Annotated in this window: 10 protein-coding genes; 2 read left to right on the forward strand and 8 right to left on the reverse strand. The window is 58.6% G+C overall.

Going from position 1 to position 7,022, the window contains the following annotated elements; all coding sequences use genetic code 11:
• The 7 genes from ACV4UY_RS16300 to ACV4UY_RS16330 all read right to left on the reverse strand — a co-directional run.
• A partial coding sequence (locus tag ACV4UY_RS16300; RefSeq protein WP_491608612.1) for a hypothetical protein occupies positions 1–219 on the reverse strand: 219 nt, incomplete at its 3' end.
• A complete protein-coding gene (locus ACV4UY_RS16305) occupies positions 216–770 on the reverse strand; it encodes a hypothetical protein (RefSeq protein WP_491608613.1) in 555 nt (184 codons plus the stop codon). The genes ACV4UY_RS16300 and ACV4UY_RS16305, both read right to left, overlap by 4 nt.
• 35 nt (positions 771–805) lie before the next feature.
• Positions 806–1,570, reverse strand: a complete 765-nt coding sequence (locus tag ACV4UY_RS16310) for an AAA family ATPase (RefSeq protein WP_491608614.1) — start codon at positions 1,568–1,570, stop codon at positions 806–808.
• A 54-nt stretch (positions 1,571–1,624) separates the two neighbouring features.
• Positions 1,625–3,706 (reverse strand): transposase, encoded by a 2,082-nt coding sequence (locus ACV4UY_RS16315; RefSeq protein WP_491608615.1) that lies wholly within the window; start codon positions 3,704–3,706, stop codon positions 1,625–1,627.
• Between the two features lie 2 nt (positions 3,707–3,708).
• On the reverse strand, positions 3,709–4,521 hold the full coding sequence (locus ACV4UY_RS16320; RefSeq protein ID WP_491608616.1) for a hypothetical protein: 813 nt from the start codon (positions 4,519–4,521) through the stop codon (positions 3,709–3,711).
• Positions 4,518–4,934, reverse strand: coding sequence for a hypothetical protein (locus ACV4UY_RS16325; protein WP_491608617.1), 417 nt, complete (start codon positions 4,932–4,934; stop codon positions 4,518–4,520). Before ACV4UY_RS16325 ends, ACV4UY_RS16320 begins: the two co-directional genes overlap by 4 nt.
• 5 nt (positions 4,935–4,939) lie before the next feature.
• The gene (locus ACV4UY_RS16330; protein WP_491608618.1) at positions 4,940–5,239 is read right to left on the reverse strand and encodes a helix-turn-helix domain-containing protein; all 300 of its coding nucleotides are present in this window, start codon (positions 5,237–5,239) and stop codon (positions 4,940–4,942) included.
• Positions 5,240–5,268: 29 nt separating this feature from the next.
• On the opposite strand from ACV4UY_RS16330, the gene ACV4UY_RS16335 reads away from it, so the two are divergent.
• Positions 5,269–5,751: a hypothetical protein gene (locus ACV4UY_RS16335; protein ID WP_491608619.1), complete on the forward strand. Its 483-nt coding sequence runs from the start codon at positions 5,269–5,271 to the stop codon at positions 5,749–5,751.
• A 263-nt stretch (positions 5,752–6,014) separates the two neighbouring features.
• The gene (locus ACV4UY_RS16340; protein WP_491608620.1) at positions 6,015–6,176 is read left to right on the forward strand and encodes a hypothetical protein; all 162 of its coding nucleotides are present in this window, start codon (positions 6,015–6,017) and stop codon (positions 6,174–6,176) included.
• A gap of 43 nt (positions 6,177–6,219) precedes the next feature.
• Here ACV4UY_RS16340 and ACV4UY_RS16345 read toward each other — a convergent pair.
• Positions 6,220–7,022 (reverse strand): DUF2628 domain-containing protein (locus tag ACV4UY_RS16345; RefSeq protein ID WP_491608621.1); only part of this gene is annotated, 803 nt, incomplete at its 5' end.

The raw sequence follows: 7,022 nt of genomic DNA on the forward strand, positions 1-7,022 counted from the left end.
GCGACAGCCGAGCAGAATCCGCACGATGCGCATCTTGCACACCCGTACCGCCTTGATGTCGCGCTGGCTGCGCGGATCGTAGCGGCGGAAGCGGCGCTGCACGACCAGCAGAAAGATGGTGTCGCAGCGCAGCGACAGGTGATGCTGATGCCCGCGCGCCCGACGCCGGTCCTGGCGGGCCCGGATCTGCTTGGGGTCGATGTGGGTGGCGCAGTTCATGGGGTGACTCCTTTGGTGGGGATATCGATGTAAACATCTGAATTCGGGTCGTAGATTTTCTTTTTGGTCGGCAGCCAAATCGGCGCTTTAGGTCCAAGTCTTTTCATGACCTTCCACACCAAGAACCCAGGACTGGTCGGCGCGCTTCCCGGCGCTTTCCGTGGTCCGCGAAACAGAATGCCCGCCCTGGCCAGTGCGCCGAAGTATTTTAAAAGATTGCTTTCAGCCTCCTTCTCATCACCATCCGCAATCAGCGACAGGATGTTCTGGATGGTGGATGATCCGCCCTCCATCAGCAGTGCTTTCCATGCTCGAGTTCGCAGGCTGGTCTGGTTCTTTCTTGGCTTGCGCTCCACGCCCGGTTTGCCAGTGCGGATGCGCGGCTCATTCACCGCGATCCTTCCCGTGGCGGTCAGCCAGTACCAGCCACTCGTGCCCTGCTCAACCAGACCGCGCCTGATCAACACGCCCAACGACTCTTTCAGATTGTCCAGTCGCTGCCCGGATGCCGTTTGCAGACAATCGATGCTGGCGCCGCCATTGCGCGCCATGAGCGTCAACATCGTCTCCGCTGGCCACGCGCGGGTCATTTGCCGCCCCCAACCACCTGTAGCGCCGGGCGAACCTTGAACTCCTTCTTTGCCTCCCAGTTGTTGCCGAGCATCTGTCCGGCCATGCTCTCGCGGGTAACGATATCCAGTTTGTTGGCTTTGCCGAAAATCTCCACACGCATGATGGCGTTGACCGCCAATCTGACCCGACCCTCGGTATGGAAATGAATCTCCTCGACAAGATCTGGAGCCACGGACACCTCGCACAAATCACGACACATCAAATCAAGATCTTTCGTGGTCATCGGGAGGAATTGCACTTTGCTGGCGATACGGTCCCGTATCTGACGGAAATTCTGCACCTTTCCTTCCAGCTTCGGAGTTCCCACCAGAACCAGCGTGGTCTCCAGGTAGTCGGTCAAATCGCGAAACGCGTTCAGGATCTCCGCGTTGTTGTCGCAAACGTTCTCCGCTTCATCGATCACGATCGGCTGGTGCGTGTGCGCCAAGACTCGCATCGCCTGCGCGAACATCCGCTCGTTGGTATGCTCCGGGATTTCGCCCAAGGCGGTCACGAGGTCCGAGAACGCCCAGTGCGGCGTCCATGTCTCCCGTGCGCTCAAAAAGATTCCTTTCGTCTCCGCGCGCAACGCCCACCACTTCATGGTGCGGGTTTTGCCGTATCCTGGCTCACCGTACACCAGCATCATGCCGGCCTCGCCAGCCCCGCGCGCCTCCACCGTCTCAACGCCAGCCAGAAATCTCTGGACGTTTCCGGTCATTGTGAATTTCTTCTTCATCTGTTATCCTCGTCCGCAATGTTTGATTGATCCTGACCGGCTGGGGCTGGCACCCTAGCCGGTCGCCTCGTCAAAATCTTCGTCTCCCCCGTCTTCCTCCATCCCAATCAACAACCTGAAACTGACCGACGTCATCTTGGTGTTGAGCCACTCCATGTCGTCTTGCGTCGCCTTGTCCGGGTTGGCCAGAATCCACAATCCGCGATCCCGCGCCGCCATGGGACCACCGAAAAACGGTCTCTCTCCGGCAACGATTGGCGCCGACTCCGGCAATACGTTGCCAACATCATCCAACCCCAATTTCTCCAGCTGTGCCGCCGCCATGACCCGCTCGGCCTCGGTCGGCTCACGCGCCGTGATCGCCTTCAAACCCTCAGCCTCGGCCTGAATCTCCTCGCGTTTGATGTCGATCCGCCGCAACCGCTCCCGCTCACGCTTCTCGGCCGCCAGCTCCACAACCGATTTCGGGAAGTAAGGATGTTTGTTGGCGTCCAACCCGGCCACGCAGATCAACTGTCCGGCCAGATTGCGCACCCACACCTTGGACGGGTCGTGAATGTCGTAGCCCACCAGGGCTTTCTCGCCGTGGTACTGCTCCAGGGCTGCGTCGTAGTAGCTGTTGGTGAACAACGCCACCTGACAGCGGCGCACGATGCACTCCTGGTGTGGTCGGAACAGGTCTTGCGTATCCTCCTGGGTGATCTTTTCAGGAACCTTCCCGGCAGCCTCGAATTCAGCCCATGCTTCATTGGGCGATTTGTGACGCAGAACCCCGGTCTCCGGATCGCGGATCTTGCCCAGGGCGCTGTTCGGTCGGTCGTTGTATTCGTTCATGGCCGCGGTCAAACCGGCCATCAGTTCACGCCAGGTCGGCAGACTCCGGGCGGTGCCGTGCTCCTTGACCTCTTTGCGGGTCAGTTTGTAGATGTTCTGACGCGCCTCCGGGTCCATGTCCTTGCCCATGAAACTCTTCAACTGCTTGGCCGCCTGCACCCACACCGTTCCGTGGAACCGTTCCACCACCCCCTTGGCTTGGGCGTTGTAGGGCAAGGAGCGTTTGTGCGTGATGCCGAGACGCGCCATCAACCCGGAGACGTGATTGAGCATCTTGTCGTTGATGTAGCCGGAACCCCCATCGGTGTAGAGAATCGCCGGAATGCCCGCCGTCTCCACGGCGTTGCGCAGCGCATCCGCCACCACCCACGACGATTCCGAAAGACCGATGGAAAATCCAACCCCCCGGCGGCAGGCGATATCCAGCACCGTGGTAATCTCGGGTCGGAATGGCCGCCCATGAGCCGGATGCGCCGTCTCCGCGTCCAGGGTATGTCCATCGACAATGAACACATCTCCAGGGAGCAGGTCGGAGAAGTCGCGCACCGAATGGCCGCGAATGTTTTTCAACGCCCGCGCCCCCATGCGGCCATGTTGGATCTCGACCCGGCCCATCTTCTGCTCGAAACGACGCACCTGACTGACGCTCGGCATGGTCACGCCGGGAGGCAGATGCTTGGGCATGAGGTTGTAGGCCGCCGTGATCGTCGGCTTGCTGGGCATTTGGTAGAGCTTCAAAAACGTCGGCGCCCAATCCGGAATCGCATACCCCTCCATTCCCAAGGGGGCCAGGGCCGCCGGGCCACGCTCGGCCTCCTTGCGCCAGCGCAGCAGTGTGCTGGTCGAAAGCGGTGCCACACCGTCCTTGCGCGTCTTGCCGAGGGCATTGCCGATCGCGGTTTGAACCGCCTCGGGCAGCAGGCCCATGGATGCCTCCTCGATCAGCAGGCGCATGGCATCCACCAAGCCCATGCGCTCCTCCAGCCGTTTCAGCTCTGCCAGCACGATCAATCGGGCGTCCATGATGCTCCTCTGCCAATCCTTCAAACGTGCCACCTTGATGCCGCCCGATTCGCGCTTCTGGTTCGGCATCCGGGCGGCGATCCTGGCTTTCTCCTCCTGCAGAATCACCGCATTCCTGGCATCTTCTGGCAAGCAGGTGGCGTGATACAGCCGCCCCCGCGTGCCGTCCGCCGGCTTGCAGCGCCACCCCTCCCGTTCCGCCAGATCACGCACCCCACGGTCCGTGGTCGGCATCCCGGGAAGGCCGGCAATCTCTTGCGCGGAGAGCCAGGCTTTCATGGTCAAAGCCGGAACGTGGAGAATTCTTCGTCTTCTTCGCCTTGTGGCGGCAAGACCTCACCTTCGAGCGCCCCATTGCCAATGGACGGCGCATACAGATCCGTGATGCCGAGCTTGCGAGCTAACGATTCTGGATCTGGGGGTTGGAGTCCGCTCCAGCTCGGCTTGCCAGGAGGCCAGACTTCCATGGCAACCTGTGCAACGATATCTTTCGCGTTGGCGGAAAACATGACCCTCCGAATCAACTCCCACTCCCCTGCGGTGAAGGTGACGGTGACGTCCGGGTGAGAATCGGGCTCCTCCTGACCATCGGCCCGCTTGGTGTTGTCGCCAGTATCGGAGGTGTCGCTCGACCGCCCGGATCCGCCCTTTTGCTTGCGCACGCCGGGGGATTCAGGGTGACGGACGATGTTCTTGGCTTCTTCTATCGTCATATCCGGGTTGATGCGACCGTCCGAGATAGCGCGATAAAAATCATCGTCTTTTTTGATGTGGGTCAGTTCATAGAGTGCCCACCAGGAATTCGGCCAAATTTCATAATTATGAAATTTGGCAATGCGCTGATCCTTGGCGATCACCATCAACATCGAGGCGGTACTACGCCCGAAGGGCAGTTCAGTCTCGATCATCTTCTTGAACGACGCCTCACCAAGCTCTTCCCGCGCCTTGATGAGCGCATGCCCGGCGGCCAAAATCGCCTGAAAAGACTGGCGCCAGTGCATGCGGATCTGCTCCACGAAAGGACGGGACGGCCCGGTCGGCAGCTCTTTGACAACAGGCACGACGGCGGTGGTTGGGGTGGTCATGGCGTTCATCCCTTCTTCCTGGTGTCGTTCTTCTTGTCTTCATTGCCCAACTGCGTCATGATGTCATCACGCCGCTTGCGGGCCTGCTCCATCAAGCACTCGAGCTTGCCGAGTTCCGCCTGGAGCACCTGGTCGGGTTCCATCACCGTCCGACCGCACGAACTCACCAGCAGCTCCTCCAGGCACCGGGAGCTGGTGGCAACCTGAAAGGCGGCGGCGAACTCGAACGGGAAACGGCTTTTGGGTTTGGATGGAGCGGTCCAGGTGTCGAGCATCATCTTGGTGATATGCTCGCCAGTGAGCTGGGACATCTCGCCCGCGATCTGCCAGCGCGTCTTGCCGGACTGGGCGATGGCGTTGTTGAGGCAATCCGGGATCTCGCTGAGTCGGAGCGTGCCGGGACGGAACTCGTTGACTGTCATGGTGTTCAGGCTCCTGTCGTTCGGGTTGACCTGCGGCGCTTTTCGCCGCGTTCGGGTTTTGTGGTAGGGCCGTCCGGGTAGCGGCTCGGCCAGATCTCCCAGGGCTTGCGGCCTAGCGTCTCAGCGATGATCCATTCGAGTTGCAGCCACGGTTCACGCAGAGCCCTGCTTGCAGCATGACGCTCATAGCCGTGCGTCGTGCTTAAGCGCCCCAGCGACCAGCCACTCTTTCGTAGAGCATACTGGATGTCTAACGGGCGCTGATCAGCGCAGAATGACGCTGTTATGTGTTCAATGTGTTCCATGGAACATAGAATAGAAACGAACGGTTCTAATGTCAAAGGAAAATATAGAAATAATCGCTGCTATTGGGAAGCGATTGCGTGAAGAAAGAGAACGTCTTGAAATGACTCAAGAAACGTTTGCTTCTCTTATTCCTGTCGCAGTTCAAACACAACGCAGCTATGAGGCTGGAAGAAGAGATCCGGGGGCGAAATATCTATCAATTGTTGCGGACGCAGGGGTGGATGTTGGGTACATTCTGACCGGGAAGCACTCCAAGAAAGAGACCGAGAGACAATCAAATCTCTCAATGAATGGCTACCCAGAGGTCGGCGCAGAGGATGTGCTGGACGCAGTAGCCCAGCTCGTCGATGTGGCGCTGGCGACAAACAAGACGATCCTGATTAGCAAGCTGCCGACGTCGGTGCGACTGGCCGCGCAAATGCTGGCCGATGACGCCCGGAAACGGGCCGCCGGGGAGTCGGTTGTAAAAATGGGCAGACTGCGCCAACTGATTGAGCTTTCAAGTCAATAAAACATGAATCGATCAAAATAAATTTCCGTTGATTCTTCTGCCAGTAATCGCGCTGGCGATAACCTGAATGCAGGAGAATCAATATGGATCACAACAATCGCTCGCACTCACTCTCATCCCTTGGGCTGATCGATCCACCGCAACCGCCCATCCCAAGCCGAACCCGACCTATCGTCGCAGCCGCAATCCTTCTCGCCATCTTCGGCGCTGGATCCGTCTGGCACCACCATCAATCCCTCCCTCTCACCGAGGATCAGCTGCTCATGCTGGATTCCCTGGCGGACAGGGCCGGAAAATCCGGCGACATCAGCAGTCGCAGAGTGTGGGAACGGGTAAAAAAAGATCTGGGGGTGCGGAGGATTCGGGATATCAAGCGCGGGGATTTTGAACGGGCGCGGGAGGTGTTGATGCTGGACGCAAGATAATGCTGCGCGGCGTGCCGGACTGCCCGGCACGTCTGCTTTCCGGTTACTGCTTTTTGCACTCCGTGCCATCCGCGGCGCGGCATTTGAAGGTGTAGCCGTAAGGGTTGACCGGTGGCAGCGTGATCGATTGCGAGTCGGGAATTTTTTCTCTTTTCTCTTGGGGAGACTCTTTCGTCTTGACGGGCGCGGGAGATTCCTTTTTTACAGGAGAAGGCGGAATTGTTGTGGTGGTTGTGGTGGTTGTGGTCGATGACACGGTGGTTGGCGGCGCGGTTGCGGGGTGTTCCACCGTCATTTCCTCGGCTCTACTCGTCGCCTTGGGAGCGGATTGGGTAACGCTTCGCTCCGTGCTGCGAGAGACGTCGCGCGTCATGGTCATCGAGCATTTTCCGATCATGTACAACAGGATAACCGCTGACAATTTCGGCCATTCTTTCATAAGCAAAAGCGCTTTTTTCAGAAACCCTTCAGATTCCGCAGACGGAGCGACTGTCTGAGAGGTGGACTCCTGAGCTATCCTTGCCCTATGATTGCGCATAACCCTGGAAGTAAAAAATGGATAGACGAGCCACGAAATCCCGGCAGTCACGACAATAAGAACAAAAGACAGGAATGCATGCCTCCATACACCGTGATGGAGAAAATAGAACGGACCAAACAGTAGTGACCACAGCCACGTGTAATCCCTTTCAGAGATATTGAGGCCAGTTATCCACCACTGCGGCGCAGCCAGCCGTGACAAAACTGGAGCGGTCCTTCTTTTGTACGGCTCGACCGCCTCCCCGACGATTTCAATCGCCCTCTGCAGCGACAGCCTGAAAAACTCGCGATTTCCGGCCACCCTGA

It is taken from the genome of Candidatus Magnetaquiglobus sp., assembly GCF_058402785.1.

Bases quoted from the DNA above. Each gene is read 5' to 3' on its own strand.
- ACV4UY_RS16305 (WP_491608613.1), bottom strand. From the start codon at position 770: ATGGCGCGCAATGGCGGCGCCAGCATCGATTGTCTGCAAACGGCATCC.
- ACV4UY_RS16310 (WP_491608614.1), bottom strand. From the start codon at position 1,570: ATGAAGAAGAAATTCACAATGACCGGAAACGTCCAGAGATTTCTGGCT.
- ACV4UY_RS16315 (WP_491608615.1), bottom strand. From the start codon at position 3,706: ATGAAAGCCTGGCTCTCCGCGCAAGAGATTGCCGGCCTTCCCGGGATG.
- ACV4UY_RS16320 (WP_491608616.1), bottom strand. From the start codon at position 4,521: ATGAACGCCATGACCACCCCAACCACCGCCGTCGTGCCTGTTGTCAAA.
- ACV4UY_RS16325 (WP_491608617.1), bottom strand. From the start codon at position 4,934: ATGACAGTCAACGAGTTCCGTCCCGGCACGCTCCGACTCAGCGAGATC.
- ACV4UY_RS16330 (WP_491608618.1), bottom strand. From the start codon at position 5,239: ATGGAACACATTGAACACATAACAGCGTCATTCTGCGCTGATCAGCGC.
- ACV4UY_RS16335 (WP_491608619.1), top strand. From the start codon at position 5,269: ATGTCAAAGGAAAATATAGAAATAATCGCTGCTATTGGGAAGCGATTG.
- ACV4UY_RS16340 (WP_491608620.1), top strand. From the start codon at position 6,015: ATGCTGGATTCCCTGGCGGACAGGGCCGGAAAATCCGGCGACATCAGC.